The organism is Streptomyces sp. NPDC059201 (genome assembly GCF_042754585.1).
GTDB lineage: Bacteria > Actinomycetota > Actinomycetes > Streptomycetales > Streptomycetaceae > Streptomyces.
The window spans coordinates 587,425-609,637 of the sequence record NZ_JBHZBB010000003.1; the positions used below are offsets into that span (position 1 = coordinate 587,425).

General features: G+C 73.0%; 19 protein-coding genes. 6 read left to right on the plus strand and 13 right to left on the minus strand.

Going from position 1 to position 22,213, the window contains the following annotated elements; all coding sequences use genetic code 11:
• Positions 1–36 precede the first annotated feature (36 nt).
• Positions 37–1,140, plus strand: a complete 1,104-nt coding sequence (locus tag ACFXMG_RS12950) for an Lrp/AsnC family transcriptional regulator (protein ID WP_383830433.1) — start codon at positions 37–39, stop codon at positions 1,138–1,140.
• 70 nt (positions 1,141–1,210) lie between these two features.
• Entirely contained in the window at positions 1,211–2,077 is an 867-nt protein-coding gene (locus tag ACFXMG_RS12955; protein WP_383830430.1) for a maleylpyruvate isomerase N-terminal domain-containing protein, read from the plus strand.
• 22 nt (positions 2,078–2,099) lie between these two features.
• On the opposite strand, the gene thpR is transcribed toward ACFXMG_RS12955, so the two are convergent.
• A complete protein-coding gene (thpR, locus tag ACFXMG_RS12960; RefSeq protein ID WP_383830427.1) occupies positions 2,100–2,681 on the minus strand; it encodes an RNA 2',3'-cyclic phosphodiesterase in 582 nt (193 codons plus the stop codon).
• A gap of 255 nt (positions 2,682–2,936) precedes the next feature.
• The gene (locus ACFXMG_RS12965; protein WP_383830451.1) at positions 2,937–4,019 is read right to left on the minus strand and encodes a hypothetical protein; all 1,083 of its coding nucleotides are present in this window, start codon (positions 4,017–4,019) and stop codon (positions 2,937–2,939) included.
• 139 nt (positions 4,020–4,158) lie between these two features.
• Here ACFXMG_RS12965 and ACFXMG_RS12970 point away from each other — a divergent pair, with 139 nt between their 5' ends.
• Positions 4,159–4,533, plus strand: a complete 375-nt coding sequence (locus tag ACFXMG_RS12970) for a PadR family transcriptional regulator (RefSeq protein WP_383830424.1) — start codon at positions 4,159–4,161, stop codon at positions 4,531–4,533.
• A complete protein-coding gene (locus ACFXMG_RS12975) occupies positions 4,530–5,111 on the plus strand; it encodes an HAAS signaling domain-containing protein (protein ID WP_383830422.1) in 582 nt (193 codons plus the stop codon). Before ACFXMG_RS12970 ends, ACFXMG_RS12975 begins: the two co-directional genes overlap by 4 nt.
• 42 nt (positions 5,112–5,153) lie before the next feature.
• On the opposite strand, the gene ACFXMG_RS12980 is transcribed toward ACFXMG_RS12975, so the two are convergent.
• The 5 genes from ACFXMG_RS12980 to ACFXMG_RS13000 all read right to left on the minus strand — a co-directional run bounded on the left by ACFXMG_RS12980 (position 5,154) and on the right by ACFXMG_RS13000 (position 12,627).
• Positions 5,154–5,324, minus strand: coding sequence for a hypothetical protein (locus ACFXMG_RS12980; RefSeq protein WP_383830419.1), 171 nt, complete (start codon positions 5,322–5,324; stop codon positions 5,154–5,156).
• Between the two features lie 215 nt (positions 5,325–5,539).
• Positions 5,540–6,946: a GH1 family beta-glucosidase gene (locus ACFXMG_RS12985; protein WP_383830416.1), complete on the minus strand. Its 1,407-nt coding sequence runs from the start codon at positions 6,944–6,946 to the stop codon at positions 5,540–5,542.
• Positions 6,947–6,995: 49 nt separating this feature from the next.
• Entirely contained in the window at positions 6,996–8,084 is a 1,089-nt protein-coding gene (locus ACFXMG_RS12990) for a DUF1996 domain-containing protein (protein ID WP_383824532.1), read from the minus strand.
• A 41-nt stretch (positions 8,085–8,125) separates the two neighbouring features.
• Complete coding sequence (locus tag ACFXMG_RS12995) at positions 8,126–10,306, minus strand: discoidin domain-containing protein (RefSeq protein ID WP_383824530.1); 2,181 nt, start codon at positions 10,304–10,306, stop codon at positions 8,126–8,128.
• Between the two features lie 128 nt (positions 10,307–10,434).
• Positions 10,435–12,627 (minus strand): discoidin domain-containing protein, encoded by a 2,193-nt coding sequence (locus tag ACFXMG_RS13000; RefSeq protein WP_383824527.1) that lies wholly within the window; start codon positions 12,625–12,627, stop codon positions 10,435–10,437.
• 192 nt (positions 12,628–12,819) lie between these two features.
• Between ACFXMG_RS13000 and ACFXMG_RS13005 the strand changes: the two genes are divergently transcribed.
• Positions 12,820–13,839 (plus strand): LacI family DNA-binding transcriptional regulator, encoded by a 1,020-nt coding sequence (locus ACFXMG_RS13005; protein WP_383824524.1) that lies wholly within the window; start codon positions 12,820–12,822, stop codon positions 13,837–13,839.
• Between the two features lie 13 nt (positions 13,840–13,852).
• Here ACFXMG_RS13005 and ACFXMG_RS13010 read toward each other — a convergent pair whose 3' ends face one another.
• The 5 genes from ACFXMG_RS13010 to ACFXMG_RS13030 form a co-directional block, all read right to left on the minus strand.
• Positions 13,853–14,884 carry a phosphotransferase gene (locus ACFXMG_RS13010; protein ID WP_383824522.1) on the minus strand — a complete coding sequence of 344 codons (1,032 nt, stop codon included), beginning with the start codon at positions 14,882–14,884 and terminating at the stop codon, positions 13,853–13,855.
• Positions 14,885–15,024: 140 nt separating this feature from the next.
• Positions 15,025–16,392 carry a GH1 family beta-glucosidase gene (locus ACFXMG_RS13015; protein ID WP_383824519.1) on the minus strand — a complete coding sequence of 456 codons (1,368 nt, stop codon included), beginning with the start codon at positions 16,390–16,392 and terminating at the stop codon, positions 15,025–15,027.
• Positions 16,393–16,427: 35 nt separating this feature from the next.
• The gene (locus ACFXMG_RS13020) at positions 16,428–17,267 is read right to left on the minus strand and encodes a carbohydrate ABC transporter permease (RefSeq protein WP_383824538.1); all 840 of its coding nucleotides are present in this window, start codon (positions 17,265–17,267) and stop codon (positions 16,428–16,430) included.
• Positions 17,268–17,304: 37 nt separating this feature from the next.
• Complete coding sequence (locus tag ACFXMG_RS13025; protein ID WP_383824516.1) at positions 17,305–18,297, minus strand: carbohydrate ABC transporter permease; 993 nt, start codon at positions 18,295–18,297, stop codon at positions 17,305–17,307.
• Positions 18,298–18,308: 11 nt separating this feature from the next.
• Complete coding sequence (locus ACFXMG_RS13030) at positions 18,309–19,619, minus strand: ABC transporter substrate-binding protein (RefSeq protein WP_383824513.1); 1,311 nt, start codon at positions 19,617–19,619, stop codon at positions 18,309–18,311.
• A gap of 171 nt (positions 19,620–19,790) precedes the next feature.
• Between ACFXMG_RS13030 and ACFXMG_RS13035 the strand changes: the two genes are divergently transcribed.
• On the plus strand, positions 19,791–21,092 hold the full coding sequence (locus ACFXMG_RS13035) for an ROK family protein (protein ID WP_383824511.1): 1,302 nt from the start codon (positions 19,791–19,793) through the stop codon (positions 21,090–21,092).
• A 79-nt stretch (positions 21,093–21,171) separates the two neighbouring features.
• On the opposite strand, the gene ACFXMG_RS13040 is transcribed toward ACFXMG_RS13035, so the two are convergent.
• Positions 21,172–21,939 carry an NPP1 family protein gene (locus ACFXMG_RS13040; protein ID WP_383824508.1) on the minus strand — a complete coding sequence of 256 codons (768 nt, stop codon included), beginning with the start codon at positions 21,937–21,939 and terminating at the stop codon, positions 21,172–21,174.
• Positions 21,940–22,213 lie beyond the last annotated feature (274 nt).

Sequence of the window (22,213 nt, forward strand, 5' to 3'; positions counted from 1 at the left end):
CAAGGATCCACCGCTCTACGGTGATCGTTTGCGCGAATGAGCCGTTTCGGGAACGGGGTGGTGGGCGTGCTCGACGAGCTGGACTATCTGCTGGTGACGGCGCTCCAGGTGGCCCCGCGCGCCGACTGGCAGACGGTGGGCGAGGCGCTCGGGCTCGACGCCTCGACCGTGGCGCGCCGGTGGGCGCGGCTGACCCGGGCGGGGAACGCCTGGATCAGCGTCCATCCGGCGGTCCGGGCGCAGGCGCCCGCCGTGGTCGCCTTCATCGAGGTGGACTGCGCGGCCGGCCGGCTGCACGAGGTGGCGGCGGAGATCGCCGAGGATCCGCACGTGTTCAACCTGGAGCACGTCAGCGGCGGGCGGGACCTGCTGGTGACCGCCGTCTTCGCCGACCAGGCGGAGCTGGCGCGGTACGTGGGCTTCCGGCTCGGCGCGCTGGACGGGGTGGCCGCGTCGCGGACGCAGGTGGCCACGACCCTGCACACCGAAGGGAGCCGGTGGCGGCTCGACCGGCTGACCGAGGAGCAGCGGCGCAGGCTGGCGGGCCCGGACCGGCCCGCTCCCGCCCGTCCGGCGGGCGGCCGTCTCCTCGAAGGGCGCGACCTGGAGCTCGTACGCGTACTGAGCGAGGATCCCCGGCAGTCCGCCGCGCGCCTTGCGGAGCGCACCGGGCTCAGCCCGACGACGGTCCGGCGCCGCCTCGACCGGCTGGAGGCCGAGCAGGCGCTGGTGTACCGCTGCGAGGTGGCGCGGGCGCTGTCGGGCTGGCCGGTCTCGGTGTCGCTGTGGGCGGCGGTCCCGCAGAGCCAGGCGCCCCGGCTGGCGGAGCGGCTCAGCGCCCTGCGGGAGATCAGGCTCTGCGCCTCCCTGTCGGGGCCGTACAACCTCCTCCTGGCGGCCTGGCTGCGCTCGGTGGACGACATCGCCCCCTTCGAGTCCCGCCTCGCCGAACGCTTCCCCGAACTGAGCGTCGCGGACCGGGCGTTGACCCTGTGGCCGATGAAACTGGGCGGCCATCTGCTCGACCCCCGGGGGCGGCACCTGCGGGCGGTGCCGCTGGGGCAGTGGAGCGACACGCGCTCGGAGGCGGCGGAGGCGGCACTCCTGGACCGGTTGCGTACACCGCACCCCGGGACCTAGGGCGGGGGCTGTCGCTCGGCGGCTACTGGGCGGTAACGTGCAGGCCCGTCCACGGTCTTGGGGGAATCGCATGGGTGCAGTCACGGCTTTCGATCCGGTGACCGAGCACGAGCGGACGCGTGTCGCGCTGGAGGCGGCGGTCGCACGGGTGGTGGAACTGGTCGGCGGGGTGGGGGACTTGGAGGTTCGGTCGGGGGTGCCGGTGTGGTCCGTGGGGGATGTCGGGGCGCATCTCGCCGCCGTGTATCTCGCTTACGGGTCCGCCGTGGCCGGTGACGGGGGCGTCGACTGGGACGCGCTGCTGGCGGGGCGGGGACGGGAGGAGGGCTTCGGGGAGCGGATCGCCGCGGTGAACGAGCTGTCCATCGGGCTCATCACCGGGGCCGAGCGCCGGCGCCTGGGGGCGATCCTGGCCGCGCGGGGCGCGGAGTTCCTGCGCCGCTCCGAGGGGCTCGCGCACGACACGCCCGTCCCGGCGCCCTGGTACGGGCCGGGGCGGACGGTGCCGCTCGCGGCGGCGACGGGGCTGATGCTCAGCGAGACGCTGGTGCACGGGCTCGACATGGCGCGGGGCGCGGGGCTGCCGTGGGCCGTCACCCCGGCGGACGCCTCGCTGGTGATCGGGCAGGCGATGGTGACGATGATGCCGCTCGCGCTCGACGCCGAGAAGGCGGAGGGGGTGCGGATCGCCTTCGACCTGGCCTTCAAGGGCGGTCCCCGGCTTGCCGTGGTCGTCGAGGACGGCGCCGCGACCGTGACGCGGGACGCGGCGCCGCGCCCGTACGACTGCCGGATCACGGCCGACCCGGCGGCCTTCCTGCTCGTCTCCTTCGGGCGCATACCGATCTGGAAGGCGATCGCCCTGGGTCGGATGCGGGCCGGCGGGCGCAGGCCGTGGCTCGCGACGCGGCTGAGCGAGTTGATCACGGCGCCTTGAGGCAGCCGGGGGGCGTACGAGGTCAGGCTCCTGCGAACGGCCAGGAGTCGAGGTCCTGGTAGCGGACCGGGGCCGGGCCCCGGGCGTAGTCGCTGCCGACGAGGTGGAGGCGGGCGGTCGGCCAGGGGCGGCCCAGGAAGCCGTCGAGGACGCCGGCCGCGTCCGGGACGCTGGTGAGGTCGCCGCGCCGGGCGCGCGCCAGGGTCAGGTGCGGGCGCAGCGGACGGCCCTCGTAGGGGATGCCGGACTCCTTCACCAGGGCACGGACCTCGTCGGCGAGCCGGTGGAGACCGGGGACGTCGCCCGCGATGCCGCTCCACAGGACCCGGGAGTCGAAGTGGCCGCCGCCCACGAGGGAGAGGCCGAGGGGGCGGCAGGCGGCGGCGAGCTCCGCCAGGGGGTCGTGGAGGAGGGACACGGTGGTGGTGGGCAGCTCGCCGAGGAAGGCGAGGGTGATGTGCCAGTCCTCGATCCGGTTCCAGCGCATGCCGGGGTGGGCCGCGTAGGCGGGCGCCAGGGCGCGGGCGAGTTCGTCCTTGGCGTCGTCGGGCGGCGCCAGGGCGATGAAGACGCGGATGGTGGAGGGCTGGGTCGAGTCGTTCACAGGAGTCTTCGTATCGTGCCACGACCGAAGCCTCGCGAGCGGGTCCCGGTACGGGGGCGCCGGTCGCGGTACGAGGGGCCGGTCGCGGTACGAGGGGCCGGTCGTCGCGGTACGAGGGCCGGTCGCGGTACGGGGCACCCGTCGCGGAACGGGGGGGCCGGTCGCGGTACGGAGGCCGGCGCCGCCCCCGTACCAGCGCCGCCGCCCCCGTACCGGTGCCCGTGCCCCCCGTACCTGCGGGTCGCCCCGTACGGTTCACCAGTCGCCGTCCGCGATCGGTGCGCCGCCCGGTGGGGGCGGCGGGGGGCCGAGCGGCTTGACCTGGTGCGGGGAGGGCGGTGTCCAGGGGTCGAGGTCGTCGCCCAGCCACTCCCCTACGGGCTTCACGTCGGCGAGAGTGTCGGAGGGGGCGAGGTCGGTGCCGTCGGCGTCGAAGTAGTCGAACCAGGGCAGGCCCGCGCGGGTGTAGGCGGCGCGGTCGGCGGGGGACGGCGGGGGCTCCTCGCCGGTGATGCGGCGCCACTCCGGCGGGGTCACCAGGTGGACGAAGACGCGCGCCTCGGGGGTGTCGGACCAGTCGCGGGCCTTGCGGTCGTCCTCGTACACCTCCTGGCGCATCGTGCCGCCCGCGCCGATGCCCATCGCGGCGCCGGCGGGCGGCGCGCCCGCGGGGGCGGCCATCGGCATCGGGGGCGGAGCGCCGTACGCCATGGGCGCCGCGCCGAACTGCGGCGGGTTCGCGGCGCGGAACCGGGCGCGCTCCTCGGCCTGGCGCCGCCGCTCCTCCTCGATCCGCCGCTGCTCCTCGCGCCAGGCGGCGCGCGGCTCCGGGGCGAGCGGGAACGCCTGGAGCTGGAGGCCGCCGACGGTCTCCTCGCCGGTGACCTGGCCCTCGACGGTGGCGCCCATGCCGAGCGGGACGGCGACGAACTGGCGCACCGTGCCCTTGCCGGAGTTGATGCCGTCGAGCCACGGCTGGCGGGGCAGCACCACGTAGTTCTGCGGGCGCCGGGAGAGCCGGCCGGTCCACTTCTCGCCGGAGACCGCGCAGACCTTGCCGACGCCGACCTGGAGCGCGGTGGGTTCCGGGCTGCCGGCGAAGCTGAGCCACATCGCCTCGCGGAGGTAGACCGGCATCATCACGCCGCCCTTGGCGCGCCACTGCTCGGGCACGGTGTCGGGGTAGTCCTCGACCCGGCGGAGCGGGAAGGTGCCGAGCCCCGGGGGCAGCCGGTGCGTCCCGGTCTCCGGCAGCCGGAGCGTCCGTATGAAGCGGACCCGCACCCCGTCCCCCAGCAGGAGGCTGTCCCCCTCGATCCTCGCCTCGTTGGCGACCACCACGTCTCCCCTCGTCCCGTCTCGCGTCCGTCCCCCGTTACACGTTCGGCCACGGCGGCCGGTTCCCGACGGGTGCCCTGAGGGCCCGGCGGCGCGGCGCGGCTTGTCGCGGGCACCGGTCGGCGCTATCTTGCATTGCATGGTTCCTGGTAACGCAAAGAACGAGACCGAGGGCGGCAGAGTCCCCAGCCAGCTCCGCAAGGGGGTGCTGGAGTACTGCGTCCTCGCGCTGCTCAGGGACGAGCCGAAGTACGGGGTCGAACTCCTCGCCGAGCTCTCCGCGGTGAGCGTGATGACCACCAGCCAGGGCACGATCTACCCCCTGCTGTCGCGGCTGCGGCGGGAGGGGTTCGTCGACACCGAGCTGCGCGAGTCCCCCAGCGGGCCGCCGCGCCGCTACTACGCGCTGACGGCACTCGGCCGGACCGCGCTCGCCGAGTTCACCGGGGCGTGGCCGCACTTCCGGAACGCCGTCGACCACTTCCTCAACGACCCGCAGGGGGACACCGCATGAACGCCATCGACCACCCGCTCGTCGCGGCCTACCTCGACTCCGTGGCCCGCGAGACCGCCGAACTCCCGGCCGAGCGCCGGGCGGAACTCCTCGCGGACCTCCGCGAGCACATCGAGGTGAGCGACGCGCAGGACGACGCCGGGGTCCGCGCGGTCCTCGCCGAGCTGGGCGAGCCCCGTACGGTCGCCGCCTCCGCGCTCGCCGAGGAGGAGGGACCGCGCGCCGCCGGCACCTCCGCGCTCCCCGCGGGCATCGGCCCGCTCTCCGGCCGTCAGGTCGCCCGGCTCGTCGCGGCCCTGCCCGCGCTCGGCGGCCTGCTGGTCCTGGGCTCCCCGTTCGCGGGCACGCTGGTCCTGGCGATCGGGCTCGCGCTGCTGTGGAAGTCCCCACTGTGGGACGTCCGGCACAAGCGCATCGGCACGGCCACCTCCGTGGCCGTACCGGCGCTGCTCCTGCTCGGCGGGCTGCTTCTCTCCACCGGCCGGCTCGGCCCGGTGGAGGTGCTGCTGATCGGCCTCTTCGCGCTCGGCGTGCCGGTCGCCGGCGCCGTGGTGCTGCTGCGGACGCTGCGCGACTGACGCGCCACGTGCCCCCGAGGGCCCGAGCGGCCCGGTGCGGGGCTACTCCTCGCGTACGAAGTCGGCCTCGGCGCGCTCCGCGTCGAGGTCGGACTGCGCGTGGGCGTAGAGGTCGTGGACGAACGCCCTGGCGTCGTCCGGGGAGATCCCGGGACCGAGGCGGAGCAGTCGTCCGGTCCAGACGGCCAGCGGGTCGCTCTGCTCTTCGGCCATGACGTCTCCTTCGTCCTTCACGGCTCACGACGCGGGCCTCGGGGCACAAGGCTCACGGCTCCGGGCTCAAGGCTCGGGGTCAAGGCTCGGGGTCAAGGCTCCGCGCTCGGCCTCGGGGCTCGGTGGGAAGGAGGGCGGGCCGGGTGCCGCCGTGGCGGCCGGGACCGCCCTCCTTCCATCGTCCGCCGCGCCGGGACCGCCCGCAATCGCCGGGCTCAGACCCCGCCGCGCACCCGGAGGGCCGTGTCGCGGAGCCAGTGGGCGCTGCGCTTGGGCGTGCGCGTCTGGGTCGCGTAGTCGACGCGGACGAGGCCGAAGCGCTGGGCGTAGCCGTACGCCCACTCGAAGTTGTCGAGGAGCGACCAGGCGAGGTAGCCGCGGACGTCGGCGCCGGCCTCGCGGGCGCGGGCGACGGCGGCGAGGTGGGCGGAGAGGTAGGCGGTGCGCTCGCGGTCGTCGACGAAGCCGTCCGCGTCGGGGCGGTCGTCGTAGGCGGCGCCGTTCTCGGTGATCACCAGGGGGGTGCCGGGGTAGTCGCGGGCGATGCGGAGCAGCAGGGCGGTGAGGTCGTGGGGCATGACCTCCCAGTCGAGGCCGGTGACGGGCAGCCCGCCGTGCGGGAGGCCGCGGGTGACGGGGAGGCCGCGGGCGTCGGCGGTGGCGCCGTCGGGGCCGGTGCCGGAGGACTTCATGGAGCGGTAGTAGTTGACGCCGAGGGTGTCGATGGGGGTGGCGATGGCGGCCAGGTCGCCGTCGTGGACGGGGATCTCGACGCCCTGGGCGGCGAGGTCGGCGATCAGGTCGTCCGGGTAGGCGCCGCGCAGGATGGGGTCGAGGTAGAAGCGGAAGCCGAAGGCGTCGGCGCGGCGGGCGGCCTCGCGGTCGGCGGGGCTGTCGGTGGCGGGGGCGCTGGTGCCGAGGAGGTGGGTGACGGCGAGGTCGAGGGGGCGGCGGGCGGCGGCGCGCAGCCGCTGCGCGGCGAGGCCGTGGGCGAGGTGCAGGTGGTGCACGGCGGCGACGCCGTCGGCGAGGGAGCGGCCGCCGGGCGCGTGGACGCCCTCGACGTGTCCGAGGACGGCCGAGCAGAAGGGCTCGTTGAGGGTGGTCCAGTGGGTGACGCGGTCGCCGAGCCGGTCGTGGACGAGCGCGGCGTAGTCGGCGAAGCGGTGGGCGGTGTCGCGGGCGGGCCAGCCGCCGGCGTCCTGGAGCTCCTGGGGCAGGTCCCAGTGGTAGAGCGTCAGCCAGGGGGTGATGTCGCGGGCGAGGAGTTCGTCGACGAGCCGGTCGTAGAAGGCGAGGCCCTTGGGGTTGGCGGGGCCGCGGCCGCCGGGCTGGACGCGTGGCCAGGAGACGGAGAAGCGGTACGTGTCGAGGCCGAGGTCCGCCATGAGGGCGACGTCCTCGGGCATCCGGTGGTAGTGGTCGCAGGCGGTGTCCCCGGTGTCGCCGTTGTCGACCGCTCCGGGCACGCGGCAGAAGGTGTCCCAGATGGAGGGGGTGCGGCCGTCCTCGGCGGTGGCGCCCTCGATCTGGAAGGCGGAGGTGGCGGCGCCGATCCGGAAGCCGGGCGGGAGGCGGTCGATGAGGGCGTCGTCGTCGGGGAAGCGGTCGTGGGCAGGCATGTGTGGGAACTCCGGGGGTGGCGGCCGCCCCGTACGGGGTGGGCGGGGGTCAGGGGAGGCGGTGGTCGGCGTTCAGCACCTGGCCGCGCTCGGGGCGGTACAGGTCGAAGCCTCGCGTGTCGCACTGGAGGCCGCCGTTGATGCAGTGGTCGACGAGGGCCTTGAGGGTGCGCTCCTCCCACGCGTTGAAGAAGTCGTAGTGGAAGGAGTAGCCGCGGCCGCTGGCGAGGCGGACCTGGCTCATGTCGCCGTTGACCGGCCACGCCATCTTGAACTCGATCATCGGCAGGGCGACGGGGTGGGAGGCCGGGCACATGTTGTCGTTGGTGCCGGGCTTCACGACCGGGTAGGCCATGTGGCTCTTGTGGTCGGGGGTGTCGAGGTGGAGGCCGTTCCAGCAGCTGGGGGCCTGCATGCGCAGGTTGAGCTGCACGTCGGGCCGGCTCGGACAGTTCGCCGGGATGTCGGTGTTGAAGAAGCTGTCGCCGCACTCCCAGCCCTCGACGAAGCCCTTGTGGTTGCGGAACTCCTGCTCGGTCTGCATCGGGTTGCCGACCACGAACCGCAGTCCCTTGGGGAAGGGCCGCACGCTGCGGTAGTCGGTCACGCCCGCCTTGTAGTAGATGACCTGCGGGCCGACGGGCAGGATCTTCTGGTCGCCCTTGAACAGCGTGGGCATCCAGTACGCGGAGGCGTCCGCGGGCGCCTTGCAGGTGGTGGTGCCGCCGTAGAGCGAGGCGGTGGTGCTGGCGGCGTCGGTGGAGGTGTTGCCCATGAACGTGTGGTCGTGGGACTTGCCGAACTGGCCCGGGTAGACGATCGGGTCGTCCGGCGCGGTGTGGCTGGCGTCGCAGCCGGCCTGGAACTCGTGGTAGGCCGGGGGCGGGGTGGCCGTGGACGGGGTGACGCCGGTGACCGGCGGGACGGCCGGGATGTAGCCGTCGCCGTCGGCGTCGTCGCCCGACGCCTGGGTGGAGGCGGCCATCTTGTGCCCGACGTGGTTGGCGGCCGCGGCGACGGCGGGCGGGATGCCGGCCTCCGGGTCGGTGGCCTGGGCCATGGTGCCGATGCCGAGGGCGCCGGCGATGAGGGCCGTGCTGACGAGAAGTACCGAGAGCCGCTTCGGACTCGATCTCATGGGGATCTCCTCAGTGGGGTGGGAGGGGTGGTGCGGGCCGGTCAGCTGTAGACGCCGAACTCGTGGAGCGAGTAGCCCCAGCCGGTGCCCCGGGCCGTCAGCTGGAGCTTGACGTGGCGGGCGGTGGCGGGAGTCTCGATGGTGTCGACGTCGCCGTTGCCGGCGGTCTGGGTGTGGAGCGTGCGCCAGTTCTGGCCGTCGTCGGAGACCTGGACCTCGTAGGCGCGGGCGAATGCCGGGTCCCAGACGAGCTGGAGGCGGTTGAAGGAGCGGACCGAACCCAGGTCGACCTGGATCCACTGGGGGTCGCTCCAGTCGCTGGCCCAGCGGGTGGAGGTGGTGCCGTCGGTGGCGTTGCTCGCCGGGCACGGGCAGTCGCCGTACGACGCCTGGGAGGAGGAGGCGGTGGTGGGGCGGCCCAGGGCGAGGTTCGTGCCGGCGACCGGCGGGGCGACGACCTTCACGGACTTGGTCTCGATGCCGGCGTTGCCGCGTCCGTCCTCGGCCTGGATGTAGACCTTCCAGACGCCGAGCTTCTCGGGGGCGGTGACGGCGAGGGAGCCGTCGGCGTTGCGCCGGTAGGGGGTCTCCAGGAGGCGCTTGTCGCCGTTGGCGTAGTTGCCGCTGAGGAAGACCTTGGTGGTGACGGGGTCGCCGTCGGGGTCGCGGACGTCGGCGCGGACGGTGAACTCGCCGCCGGCCGGGGCGGATCCGGACGGGGTGACGGTCATGTTCGTGATGACGGGCGGGGTGTTGTCGCCCGCGGTGCTGCCCGTGTACGCCTTCTTGAGGGCGTAGTACGAGAGCCGCTTGAGGCCGTCGGGCAGCAGGTTGAACCAGACGCCGCCGAAGTCGTGCTCGGTGCCGTAGTGGAAGACGGTGGCGCCGAGCGCGACGCCCTGGTGGCCGGTGACGCAGTTCCAGGCGCGGGTGTAGCCCTCGGCCTTCTGCACGTCGGTGGGCTCCTCGGCGACGCCGTTGGCGTCCTTCGGGGTCTCCCACTCGCCCGCCGGGCCGGTCTCGGTGATGAGGTACGGCTTGGTGTAGCCGCCCTGCTCCCAGTCCTCGCGGACGCCGCACATGTCGCCGTAGGCGTTCATCGAGTACAGGTCGAGGTCGGGGGCGTTGCGCTTGTAGTAGGGCCAGGCGCCGGTCCAGGCGTCGGTGGAGGTCACCGGGTGGTCCGGGTCGATGGAGTGGATCTTCTTGGCGACGTCGTTGACGAAGGTCGTGTAGGCGTTGCGCTGGGCTTCGAGTTCGGTGCCGGAGTAGCAGTTCTGGAGGCCGAGGACGGACTCGTTGCCGACGTTCCACATGAGCGTGGCGGGGTGGGACTTGTAGGTCTCGACCCACTTGGCGAACTCGTTGAGCATGGTCGTCTTGTACGCCGTGTCGGTGACGTAGTTGGCGCAGCCACCGGAGCCGGGGCCGCCGCCGGGCTGGAGCCAGAAGCCGTTCATGACGCGGATGCCCTGGGCGGCGGCGGCGTCGAGGAGCGGCTTGGTGGAGCCGTCGGTGCCCCAGGTGCGGATGGTGTTGACGCCCAGGGACTTCACGTCGGGCATGTAGCGGCCGGCGTCGGCGACGGACGGGCCCCAGGTGACGCCCTTGACGGTGTAGGGCTGGCCGCCGACGGTCAGCTGCCAGTTGCCCTGGCTACCGGTGACGCGGACGGCGCCGCCGGACTGGGGCGGGGTGCCGCCCTCCTCGCCGTACACCTTGAACTCCCAGAGGGAGAGGCCGTATCCGCCGGCGCGGGTGACGCCCTGGAGGCGGACGTGGCGGCCGGTGCCGGTGACGGCGATCTCGTCGGTGCCGCCGTCGGAGCCGGTCACGGACTTCACGGTCCGCCAGTCGGTGCCGTTGTCGGAGAGCTGGATGTCGTACGCGGTCGCGTGGGCGGACTCCCAGCTGAGGACGACCCGGCTGACGGTGGCGGTGCGGCCGAGGTCGACCTGGAGCCACTGCCCGTCGGTCCACTGGCTGGCCCAGCGGGTGCCGGGGTCGCCGTCGACGGCGGCGGAGGCGGGGAAGCCGACGCCCTCGGTGGAGGAGGCGGTGGCCGTCCTGCCCTGGGAGAGCAGGGTCTCGGCGGCGGAGGCGGGGGCGGCGACGAGGGCCGTCAGGGAGGTGGCGAGCAGGGCGCCGAGGGAGACGAGCGAGGCGGTGGTGCGGGTGCGCTCGCGAACGCGGCTGGTCGTGGGCAGGTGGTGCGCGGTCATGGCGGCTCCAGGACGGACACGGAGGAGGGGGGAGGTGGTGCGGGTGGTGCCCTTCCGGGCGGCACAGCGGGACGGGTTGCCGCCCGGAAGGGGTCGGTGGCCGGGGCGCGGGGCGCCCCGGCCCGTCGTCACGGGAAGTTGACGACGGTGGACGGCACGGTGGAGGTGCCGGCGGGGATGGTGGACGCCCCGGTGTCGTTGATGACGTGGTTGTAGTGGCCCATTCCGCCGAGGGAGACCACCAGGAGGCTGTGGAACTTCACTCCCGGCTTGACGGGTGCCTTGAAGCCGTGGTCCTGGACGATCGTCGGGTCCACGTTGTAGTTGCAGTAGCTGCCGAGGCCCCATGCCTCGTGGGTGTTCACGGAGTCGTCGACCCGGTAGGCGGCGTACCCCTTGGTCGTGCCGTTCTGGATGGCGGCCTGGTTGGGGGCGTCGTACGCCTTCTCGTTCTGGTAGAAGATCGTGCGGCCGCGCTCGCCGTACCACTCGACGTCGTACTTGTTGAAGTGCTCGACGAACAGGCCGGTGGCCAGGACGTCGTCGCCGTTGACGCGGACGCCGTAGTCGGCGCGGTTGGTCTCCCAGCCCCAGCCCTCGCCGTGGTCGGCGCGCCAGACCCAGGTGTGGTCGATGATCGTGTCGTCGCTGTTCACGACCATGCTGGTGGTGGCCTTGCCGGCGCCGGCGCCGCCGATGCGGATGTAGACGTCCTGGACGGTCGTCGGGTTGGCGGCGTGGTCGGCGCCGGAGTTCTGCGGGCCGAGCTCCAGCAGGACCGGGGAGTTGACCGGGCCGGCGTCGATGAGGAAGCCGGCGAGGCGGACGCCGTCGACGTCGGCGACCTTCATCGCGGCGATGCCGTTGTCCGGGATGATCGTGGCGAGGCCGAGGCCGAGCACGATGGTGTTGGCGCGGTTCACGTTGATGGTCTGGTCGACGTGGTAGACGCCCGGCGTGAACAGCAGGTGCAGGCCCTGGGCCAGTGCCTGGTTGATCGTGGCGGCGGTCGCGCCCGGCTTGACCACGTAGAACTGGCTCAGCGGGATCGACTCGCCCTGCGGGGTGCCGTTGGCCCAGCTGGTGCCGCGGGCGTTGACGCGCTTGGCGGGGGCGAAGACCTTGTACTCGTTGCCGTCGAGGTAGAGGTACGGCTTCTCGCGGGAGATCGGCGTGGTGTCGAGCGTGGTGTAGCGGGGCTCGGGGAAGGAGGTCGCCGGAGCGCCCTCGACACCCGAGAAGGTCTGGTTCCAGACGCTGTTGGACCAGCCGCCGATGGAGCTCTCGCGGGTGTACCACTGCTGCTGGGAGTAGTTCCCGACCTGGCCGTCGATCTTCGAGTCGGCGATGTAGCCGCCGCTGGCCCAGCCGTAGCCGTTCGGCGCGAGGTTGAGGCCGCCCTTGACGTGCATGCGGCGGAAGGAGGACGCCTGCGAGACGGCCCAGCGGTTGGTGCCGTTCACCGGGTTGAGGGTCAGGCCCTCCGCGCCGCGCCAGAAGTTCTGGGTGGCGTTGCCGTTGAACCAGCCGGCGTCGACGGTCACGTCACCGTTGATGGTGGTGTCGCCGGGGCGCAGACCGAGGCCGGCTATCTGGGTGTAGAAGCCGATCTGGGCGTTGAGGTTGTTGTACGTGCCCGGCTTGAAGAGGAAGGCGTGCCGGCCGCTGCCGAACTGGGCCGACTCCTGCTCCTGGAACACCTGGTCCAGCTTGGCCTGGATGCCGGGCGTGGACGGGTCGAAGACGTGCACGTTGGGGCCGAGGTCGCCGCCGCCGGGCAGCGTCGGGCCGGTGCCGTCGGTGGAGCCGTACACCTGGAACTCCCAGAGGGAGTAGCCGTATCCGGTGCCCCGGGTGAGGCCGTTCATGCGGACGTAGCGGCCGGAGCCGGAGAGGGTGACGTCGTCGGTGCCGCCGTCGCCGGCGGAGACTGCGGTGACGGTGCGCCAGTCGGTGCCGTTGTCGGACGCCTGGATCTCGTAGCTCTTGCCGTAGGCCGCCTCCCAGGTGAGGACGGCTCTGCTGAGCTGCCGGCTGGCGCCGAGGTCGACCTGGAGCCACTGGGCGTCCTGCCACTGGCTGGCCCAGCGGGTGCCGAGGTCGCCGTCGACGGCGGCGGAGGCGGGGAAGACCGCTCCTTCCGCCGTCGAGGCGGTGGCCGTCTTCCCCTGGGAGAGCAGGGTCTCGGCGGCCTGGGCCGTGGTGGTGGGGACCACCGCGAGCAGGGTGCCGGCCAGGGAGGCGACGAGGGCGCCGACCGTGGCACGGCGGAGTGGGGAGGCGGGGCGCCGGCGGGGCGGCGGGGACCCAAAGGAGGACATGGATCTCCTCATTGAAACGTGGCGGACACATGGGAGAGCGCTCTCCCGAAACCTTGCCCGGGGTCGGAGTTGACGGTCAAGCCATGTGACACGACTTTTCTTTTGGCTTGCATTAAGCATCGATCACAGGGCGGGGCCCGAGCGCCGCCGACTGCACCTCCACCGGACACACCGCACCGATAAAGTGCGTGGATGGGGAATCGAGGACCGACGCTGGAGGACGTCGCACGCGAGGCGGGGGTGTCACGCGCGACGGTGTCCCGCGTGGTCAACGGCGTGCGGAACGTGGCTCCGGAGATCCAGGAGGCGGTCCGCGCGGCCGTCGACCGGACCGGCTACGCGCCCAACCAGGCGGCCCGCTCCCTGGTCACCCGGCGCACCGGCGCGGTCGCCCTGGTCCTCTCGGCGACCGGCGGCTCCTTCACCGCGCGCCTCTTCTCCGACCCCTTCTTCGGGCGCGTCGTCGACGGCGTGCTCCCGGTGCTGCGCGAGCGCGCGGTGCAGCCGGTGCTGCTCGTCGCCGAGTCCGAACCGGCCCGCCTCCAGCTCGTCGCCTACCTGCGGCGCGGCGGCGCCGACGGGGCGGTCGTGGTGCCGCTCGACGAGGAGGACCCGCTGCCCGGGATGCTGGTGGCGGCCGGACTGCCCACGGTGCTCTTCGGGCGCCCGCGCGGCGGGGTGCGCTGCGGCTGGGTGGACCTGGACAACGGCGCGGGCGCCCGGCTCGCGGCCGAGCACCTGTGGGCGGCCGGGCGGCGGCGGCCGGCGGCCATCGCCGCGCCGGTGTCGGCGCCGACCGCGCGCGAACGGCTCGACGGCTTCACGGCCGCCCTCGCCGCGCGCGGGGTGACCGAGGTGCCGGTGGAGCGGGGCCGCTTCACCGAGGAGAGCGGCCGGGACGCGATGGCCCGGCTGCTCGACCGGCACCCGGACGTCGACGCGGTCTTCGCCGCCAACGACCTGATGGCCCGCGGCGCCTGCCGCCTCCTCGCGGAGCGGGGCGTCGCCGTGCCGGAGGACGTCGCCGTGGTCGGCTTCGACGACTCGGTGGCGGCCCGGGACGCCGCTCCCCCGCTGACCACCGTGCGCCAGCCGGTGGAGGAGATGGCGGCCGCGATGACCGGGCTGCTGCTCGAACAGCTCGACACGGGCATGGCGGAGACCGGTTCGAAGGTCTTCGAACCGGTCCTGGTCGTACGGGAGTCGGCCTGATCCGGCGCGCGGCTCAGGCCCCCAGGGCGTCGAGCAGCGCGACCTGCCCCGTGAGGCGCTCGGCGGACCAGGTGTCGAGCCAGGCCGCGGACTCCCCGTCGTAGGCGCGCGGGGCGGCCTCCACGCGCATCACGAGGGTGAGGTAGACGCGGTAGAGGGCCAGGCGGATCCGGGCACCGGTGTCGAGGGTGAGGGTCGGTACGAGGGAGCGGTAGCCGGCCATCAGGTCGGGGTCGTCCTCGGCCGCGCCGTGCGGGTCGAGCGCGACGAACTCGGCCAGGGGGTCGCCGAAGAAGGCGCGTTCGCCGTCGATGAGGCCGCCGAGCCGCCACGGGCCGTCGCCGGTCCGGTCGAGGAGGACGTTGCCCGCCCAGGCGTCGAAGTGGACGAGGGCGGGGCGCTCGACCTCGGCGAGCCGGTGGCCGAACCGGGCGGGCAGTCCGGCGAGGACTCCGGCCGGGACGGGCAGGGCGACGCCGAAGCGGTCCGCGTCGGCGAGGATCGCGTGGAGCATGGCGGTGAACGCGGCGGGCCAGTCGGGCGCGCGGAGCCCGAGGGCGGGCCGCGGGTATCCGTGGGCCGGTCCGGTGACGGAGGCGATGCGGGCCAGGTCCTCCCCCAGCCGGTGGCGCAGCGCGGCGGTGTCGGTCGGGGTGAGCCGGGCGCGGGCGGCGTCCCAGGTGGTGCCGTCGAGGTAGGAGAGGAGCAGCCACTCGGCGGGGTTGTCCGGCCCGACGGGCTCGTGGTGGAGGACGTCGGGGACCCGGACCCCCGCCCGTGTGGCGAGGCGGTGGAAGAGCACCTCGGTGCCGAGGAGGTCCCGCTCGTGGGTGAGGGCGGGCACGGTCGCCTCGGGCGCGGTCTTGAGCACCAGCCGCCTTCCGTCCTCCAGTGCGATCAGGACGGCGGAGTTGTACATGCCTCCGGTGAGCGGTGTGCTCCGGGCGATGGTCACGGGGCCGAGGACCCGGCGTAACCGTGCGGCGGTGTCCTCCGGCACCGGCGGGCGGTGCGGAGCGGCGGTGTCGGTGTCGGCGTCGGCCATGGGGCTCTCCTCCTGTGTGGAGCTGACGGAGCGGAGCGGACTAGCCGCGGACGGCTGACCGGCGCACCGCAAACGCGCCGCCGGAAGGCCGCCCCGCCGTCGGTGGGGCGGCCTTCCGGACGGTCGCGGCTGCCGGCGGGTCAGCCGCGCAGCTCCCGGTGGGCGCGGATCAGTTCAGCGTAGCGACGGCCGCTGGTCTTCACGGTCCGCTTCTGGGTGGCGTAGTCGACGTGGACGAGGCCGAAGCGCTTGTCGTAGCCGTAGGCCCACTCGAAGTTGTCCAGGAGCGACCAGGCGTAGTAGCCGGCGAGCGGGGCGCCCTTGCGGACGGCGCTCGCGCAGGCGGCGAGGTGCTGCTCCAGGTAGCGGGTGCGGTCCGGGTCGTGGACGGCGCCCTCGGGGCCGACGGTGTCGGGGAACGCGGAGCCGTTCTCGGTGACGTACAGCTCGCGGACGCCGTACTCCTCGGTGAGCCGCATCAGGAGGCTCTCCAGGCCCGCCGCCTCGATCTGCCAGTCCATGCCGGTGCGGGGCACGTCGGGCAGGCGGACCTCGCGGGCGTGGGGGACGGGGCCCTCGGGGTCGTCGGCGACGGTGACCGGGAAGTAGTAGTTGAGGCCGTGCCAGTCGAGCGGGGCGGCGATGGTCTCCAGGTCTCCCGGCCGCTCGGGGAGCTCGACCCCGTACAGCTCGCGCATGTCGGTGGGGAAGCCGCGGCCGTACACCGGGTCGAGCCACCAGCGGTTGCTGTGTCCGTCCATGCGGCGGGCGGCGGCGAGGTCCTCGGGGCGGCTGGAGGCGGGCTCGACGGTGGAGTGGTTGGTCACCAGGCCGACGCGGGCGCCGGGGGCGGCGGCGCGGATCGCGGCGGTGGAGAGGCCGTGGCCGAGGAGCAGGTGGTACGAGGCGCGGACGGCGGCCGTCAGGTCGGTGAGGCCCGGGGCCATCCGGCCCTCCAGGTGCCCGATCCAGGCGGAGCAGAGGGGCTCGTTGAGGGTGGCCCAGTTGGTGACGCGGTCGCCGAGGCGCCCGGCGACGACGGAGGCGTACGCGGCGAGGTGTTCGGCGGTCTCGCGGGAGGTCCAGCCGCCCCGGTCCTGGAGGGCCTGCGGCAGGTCCCAGTGGTAGAGGGTGACGGAGGGGGTGATGCCGGCGTCGAGGAGGCCGTCGACGAGCCGGTCGTAGAAGTCGAGTCCGGCGGCGTTGACGGGTCCGTCGCCGCCGGGGACGACGCGGGGCCAGGCGATCGACATCCGGTAGGTGCCGGCGCCGAGCTCCTTCATCAGGGCGATGTCCTCGGGCCAGCGGTGGTAGTGGTCGCAGGCCGTGTCGCCGGTGTCGCCGTTGTCGATCGCGCCGGGGACGCGGGAGAAGGTGTCCCATATGGAGGGGGCGCGGCCGTCCGCGGCGACGGCGCCCTCGATCTGGTAGGCGGAGGTCGCCGTGCCCCAGGCGAAGGAGGGCGGGAAGGCCGCCAGGTCGAGCGGGGCGGCGGTGGGGTCGGACACGGGGTGCCTTTCTGCGGTACGGGGCTGGGAGGACGTCACTTGACCGCACCCGCGGTGAGGCCGGCGACGAGGTAGCGCTGGAGGAGGAGGAAGCCGACGACGACGGGCACGCTCACCACGAGGGAGGCGGCCATCACCTGGTTCCAGTAGACGTCGTTGAGGGTGGCGTACCCCTGGAGGCCGACGGCGAGGGTGCGGGTGCTGTCGTTGGTCATGACGGAGGCGAAGAGGACCTCGCCCCAGGCCGTCATGAAGGCGTAGATCGCGACGGCGACGATGCCGGGCCGGGCGGCGGGCACGATCACCCGGAACAGCGCCTTGACCGGGCCGCAGCCGTCGACCTTGGCCGCCTCGTCCAGCTCGCGCGGGATCGAGTCGAAGTAGCCGGTGAGCATCCAGATGGAGAACGGCAGCGAGAAGGTCAGATAGGTGAGGATCAGGCCCTCGCGGGAGCCGAAGAGTGCGATGCCGGTGGCGTTGCCGAGGTTGACGTAGATGAGGAAGAGCGGCAGCAGGAAGAGGATGCCGGGGAACATCTGCGTCGACAGGACGGTGACGGTGAAGACCCGCTTGCCGCGGAAGGTGTAGCGGCTGACGGCGTACGCGGCGAAGATCGCGACGATCACCGACAGGACCGTGGCTCCGCCCGCGACGACGATCGAGTTCACGAAGTAGTCGGCGAGCGGGACCGTCTCCCAGATGTCGAAGTAGGGAGCCACGGTGAGCCCGGAGGGGATCCACTCGAACTTGCCCGACACGTCCTCCAGCGGCTTCAGGGAGCTGGAGATCATCACGTACACCGGCAGCAGCACGAAGGCGGTGAGGAGGGTGAGGACGATCCGCCGGGTCCAGAGGAAGGAGCGGGGCGGGGCCATCGGGGAGCGGGGCCGGGCGGCGCGCGCGTGGGCGGCGTCAGACATCGGAGGTCTTCCTTCCGCGGGTGGTGAGCAGGAGGTAGACGCCCGTGACGACGAGGAGGAAGAGCAGCAGGAGCACGGACATGGCCGAGCCGGTGCCGAAGTTCCACGTCTGGAAGGACGACTGGTAGATGTGGAGCGAGATGAGGTCCGCGGCTTCCGGTGCCGCCTCGCCGAAGAGGACGAACGGCGTGTTGAAGTCGTTGAAGGTCCACAGGAAGAGGACCAGGACGAGGATCTGGTTGACGGGGCGCAGGGACGGCAGGGTGATGTGCCGGATCTGCTTCCACATGCCGGCCCCGTCGAGGGAGGCGGCCTCGTACATGTCCCGGGGGATGTTCTGGAGGCCGGCCATGACGGTGAGGAAGGCGAAGGGCCAGCCCTTCCACACCGAGACGATCAGCAGGGCCCAGAAGCTGTTGTCCCCGATGAGCCAGAAGGCGGGGCTGTCGCCGATGCCGAGCTGGTCGTGGAGGACGTGGTTGATGACGCCGTTGTCGCGCTGGAACATGAACGCCCAGGTGATGACGGCGGCGTAGACGGGGAGCGCGTACGGGACGAGGAAGAGGGTACGCAGGATGCCCCGGCCGCGGAAGTTCTCCTGGAGGAGGACCGCGGCGGCCGTGCCGAGGAGCCAGCACAGGCCGACGGAGAGCACGGTGAACTGACAGGTGGTCAGGAAGGACTTGAGCAGGGACTGGCCGACGGCCGCGTCGAAGTCGAGCGAGACCGAGAAGTTGTCGAGTCCTGACCAGGGGGCGGCGGCCCAGTCCCGGATGTAGAACTGGGTGAGCTCCTTGAAGCTCATGCCGATGCCCATGAGCATCGGCACGAGGTGGACGAGGAGTTCGAGGAGCAGGGCGGGCAGGAGCAGTACGTAGGGCAGTGCGAGGCGGCGACGCCCGGAGCGGCGTGCGGTGCGCGCCCCTCCGGGTGTGGCCTTGCGCACCGCCGGCTCCCGCGCGGGGGTGACGGCGGTCTGGGTCATGGGGCCGGTGCCTACTTCTTGGGCATCTGCTGCTGGGCCTTTTCGAGCTTGGCCTTGACGGACTCGGTGGTGACGGGCCGGCCGGCGGCGGCGTCGGCGAACAGCTCCTTGACGGCGGTGCCGACGACGGTCTCGAACTGGGACTCCTCCGGGACCTGCGGGAGGGCCGCGGCGCTGGAGGCGAGGGTGTCGCGGATGACGGCGAGTGAGGGTCCGGAGAAGGCCGCGTCCTTCTGGGCGGTCTTGACCGGCGGCACGGAGCCGTAGCTCTTGTTGAGGGCGATCTGCTCCTCGTCGCTGGTCATGTACTTCACGAACTTCAGGGCGCCGTCGAGGTTCTTGGTGTTCTTGAAGACGGCCATGTTGATGCCGGCGACCATGGAGTTGGTGGCGGTGCCGGTGCCCGGCTTGCCGGACGGGACGGGGGCGGGGGCGACGCCCCACTCCTCCTCGGACATGCCCTGGGAGGCGAAGGTCTGGGACGGGGTCTGCCAGAGGACCATGCCCGTCTTGTCCTTGGCGAAGTCGCTGAGGGACTGGTTCTGGGCGTACTCGGCGTTGCCCGGGGCGACGATCTTGTGCGTGGCCATGAGGTCGACGTACTGCTTGACGGCGGCGACGGCGCCGTCGGAGGTGAAGTCGGGCTTGCCGTCGGCGGTGAAGAAGTCGGCGCCGTGCTGCTTGGCGAGGACGAACACCTGGTGGATGTTGCTGGAGAGGTTGGAGCCCTCGACGCCGATGCCCGACTTGCCGTCCTTGCTGAGCTTCTTGCCGGCGGCGATCACCTCGTCCCAGGTCGTCGGCGGCTTGGCTATGCCGGCGTCCTTGAACATCTGCTTGTTGTAGTAGAGGGCGTAGGCCATCGAGTAGAGCGGGACGGCGGCCGGGTCCTGGCCGGGGACTCCGGTGGAACCGAGGGCCGAGTCGACGAAGCGGTCCTTGCCGCCGATCGCCTCGAAGTTCTTCGCGTCCCAGGGCAGCAGGGCGCCGGTGGCCTGGAGCGAGGCGCTCCAGGTGTTGCCGATGTTGAGGACGTCAGGGCCCTGGCCGGAGGTGGTGGCCGTGAGGATCCGGTTGAGCAGGTCGGACCACGGGATCACCTCCAGCTTGACCTTGACGCCGGTACGGCGCTCGAACTCGTCCAGCTCGGGCTGGAGGACCTTCTTGTCGACCTCCAGGTTGGAGCCCTGGTTCGTGGCCCAGTAGGTGAGGGTCTTCGACGCCTGGCCGCCGGTGTCCTCCCCGCCGCCGCCACAGGCGGTCGCGGTGAGAACGAGGGAGAGGGTGACGGCACCCGTGACGGCGGCTCTGATTCTGCGCATGGCTCCTGGTCCCTTTCAGGGAAGGCGGGAGTACCGACAGGGGGAGCGCCCGGACCGCTCTCCGCCGCATCGGCTTAATTTAGGATGTGAGTTAAACCCCATGAGAAGGTCGCGTCAAGGCTTGTCGTGCGGGTATGTTGCAGCCGACGACTACGACGGACGGGGACGAGAGTGCACGCGAAGAGTGGCCGCACGGTGCGCGACCTGCGGCGCGAGAACCGGACGGCGGTGCTGCGGAGGCTCTATTTCGACGGCCCGATGAGCCGGCTGATGCTGGGCCCGGCGACCGGGCTCAGCTCGGGATCGATCAGCAACGTGGTCGCGGAGCTGGTCACCGAGGGCCTCGTCGAGGAGGCCGGCAGCGTCGACTCCGCCGGCGGGCGGCCCCGCACCCTGCTGCGGATCGCACCCTCCAGCGGCTGCATGATCGGCGTCGACATCGGCGAGACCCGGGTGCGGATCGAGCTCTTCGACCTCGCGCTCACCGAACTGGCCCGCACCGAGCGCCCGCTGGCGACCTCGGGGCCACGGACCGGGCGGTACGAGGTCGGGGTCGTCGTGCGCCACTTGCGGGACGGGATCGCGGAGGTGCTGCGGACCGCCGGGGTGGACGCGGGACGGCTGCTCGGCGTCGGCATCGGCGTCCCGGGCATCGTGGAGCGCACCCCGGAGCGCGGGGCCGTGGTCCACGGGCAGACGATCGGCTGGGACGCGGTCCCGCTGGAGCGGCTGCTGCGGGAGGCGGTGGACCTGCCGCCGGAGGTGCCGTACCGGATCGAGAACGGTGCCAAGACCCTCGGCCAGGCCGAGATGTGGTTCGGCTCCGGCCGGGGCGCGGGCAGCGCCGTCGTGGTGCTCTTCGGCTCGGGCGTCGGCGCCTGCGTCGTGACCGATCCGCTGGGGCCCGGGCGGGCCCTGGAGTGGGGGCACCTGACCGTCCGGGTCAGGGGCCGCCGCTGCCGCTGCGGGGCGCAGGGCTGCCTGGAGGCGTACGCGGGCGCCGAGGCGCTGCTGGAACGGTGGCGGGAGGCGGGCGGCGAGCCGCCGGCCGGGGCCGACGAGGAGACCGCGCTGACCGCGATGCTCGCCGCCGCGTATCCCGGGGACGGCTCCCCCGACGGGGCGGCCCTCGCCGTCCTGGAGGAGACCGCCGAGTTCCTCGGCGCGGGCCTGGCGGACCTGATCAACCTCTTCCAGCCCGAGCGGATCCTCGTCGGCGGCTGGGCGGGGCTCCAGCTCGGCGCCCGCTTCCTCGCCGCCGTCAGCGCCCACGCCCGCGCGTACGCGCTCCGCCACCCCGGCGGGCGCACGGAGATCGCGCTCGGCACGCTCGGGCCCGAGGCGGTGACGGTCGGCGCGGGGCTCCTCCCGCTGGTCGACTTCTTCGCCCAGGGCGGCCGGCGCCCCGAACCCGCGCCGAGCATCCCGGCGCCCGCCTGGCAGACCGCCCTGCGGGACCGGGTCTCCACCTGAGGACAGGGCGCACGGGACAGGGCGTACGGGACGGGACGTACGGGACGGGACGTACGGGACGGGGCGTACGGGACGGGGCCTACGCGTAGGGGTCGAAGGGGATGCCGGCCGGCTTCGCCTTCGCCAGGTGGGCGGCGAAGTTGCCGTCCTTGAGCCCGAAGACGGCGCTGCCGAAGTCGGCCTGGCTCAGCTTCTCGCGGATGCCGGGCGGGTAGCCGTTCCAGCCCACCAGGGCGGGGTACTGCCAGGCGCCCTGGTGGTTCTCGGGCGGCTCGTCGTCGGCGTCGGCGGCACGGAAGCAGTGGGTGCCGATGCCGTCCTTGTGGTAGACGACCTTCGGGTGGGTGCCGTCCCAGCGGATCCGGTCCCGGGCGTGGACGGTGAAGGACCCGTGGTTCGAGGTGGAGACGTACTGCGCCTGCCCGTTCTGGATCCAGACGACGACGTGCTCCCAGTCGTGCCGGTGGCCGCCGAGCCCGCTGCCCCACACGGCCTGGTCCTTCTCGAAGTACAGGCCGTAGAGGACCGCGCACCACCCGTTGTCGCACAGCGAGCGGGCGTACCCGTTGGTGGCGGTCAGGTCCCAGGAGTCCCGGCACTGCCCGCTGACCGTCCCGGACGGGTTGAGCCCGGGATTGAGCGTGCCGTCCGGCCCGATCGCGGCCGTCGGGTAGCAGCCGTCGGTGTCGTAGTCGTACGCGGGCTGGTAGGCCCGCTCCAGGGCGTCGGCGTTCGCGGGGAGCGCGGCGGGCGGCGCGGCGAGGGCGCCGCCCGGGAACGCGAGGAGGAGGGCGAGGGCGCTGCCGAGCACGGCGGCACCCTTCGTGACGCGACGCGTGGTCTTCAACTCCGGCTCCCTGGTGGGGTCTCGTGGCGGGGCGGGGACTGGCGGGGCGCCCCCGCCCGGCGAACGACACGATCGCGCGCTGGCATGCCCACTCCAAGAGCCCACCAAACGGTCGGCAACCGCCGATCGGCCACGAACGTCCTGATCAGGGACGCCGGGGGAAGATCGCGGGACGACCGGGGAAAGGGCGGATGCACATGGCGGGGCGGGAAGGGAAACCGGCGGCGCGGTGGCCGTGGGCCGCGCGGCGCACTGCGGACGGCGGGCGCAGGCG

Coding starts and splice junctions, on each gene's coding strand:
- ACFXMG_RS12975 (WP_383830422.1), top strand. CDS start 4,530: ATGAACGCCATCGACCACCCGCTCGTCGCGGCCTACCTCGACTCCGTG.
- ACFXMG_RS12995 (WP_383824530.1), bottom strand. CDS start 10,306: ATGACCGCGCACCACCTGCCCACGACCAGCCGCGTTCGCGAGCGCACC.
- ACFXMG_RS12985 (WP_383830416.1), bottom strand. CDS start 6,946: ATGCCTGCCCACGACCGCTTCCCCGACGACGACGCCCTCATCGACCGC.
- ACFXMG_RS12955 (WP_383830430.1), top strand. CDS start 1,211: ATGGGTGCAGTCACGGCTTTCGATCCGGTGACCGAGCACGAGCGGACG.
- ACFXMG_RS13025 (WP_383824516.1), bottom strand. CDS start 18,297: ATGACCCAGACCGCCGTCACCCCCGCGCGGGAGCCGGCGGTGCGCAAG.
- ACFXMG_RS12950 (WP_383830433.1), top strand. CDS start 37: ATGAGCCGTTTCGGGAACGGGGTGGTGGGCGTGCTCGACGAGCTGGAC.
- ACFXMG_RS13005 (WP_383824524.1), top strand. CDS start 12,820: ATGGGGAATCGAGGACCGACGCTGGAGGACGTCGCACGCGAGGCGGGG.
- ACFXMG_RS12990 (WP_383824532.1), bottom strand. CDS start 8,084: ATGAGATCGAGTCCGAAGCGGCTCTCGGTACTTCTCGTCAGCACGGCC.
- ACFXMG_RS13000 (WP_383824527.1), bottom strand. CDS start 12,627: ATGTCCTCCTTTGGGTCCCCGCCGCCCCGCCGGCGCCCCGCCTCCCCA.
- ACFXMG_RS13030 (WP_383824513.1), bottom strand. CDS start 19,619: ATGCGCAGAATCAGAGCCGCCGTCACGGGTGCCGTCACCCTCTCCCTC.
- ACFXMG_RS13010 (WP_383824522.1), bottom strand. CDS start 14,884: ATGGCCGACGCCGACACCGACACCGCCGCTCCGCACCGCCCGCCGGTG.
- ACFXMG_RS13020 (WP_383824538.1), bottom strand. CDS start 17,267: ATGGCCCCGCCCCGCTCCTTCCTCTGGACCCGGCGGATCGTCCTCACC.
- ACFXMG_RS12970 (WP_383830424.1), top strand. CDS start 4,159: ATGGTTCCTGGTAACGCAAAGAACGAGACCGAGGGCGGCAGAGTCCCC.
- ACFXMG_RS12980 (WP_383830419.1), bottom strand. CDS start 5,324: ATGGCCGAAGAGCAGAGCGACCCGCTGGCCGTCTGGACCGGACGACTG.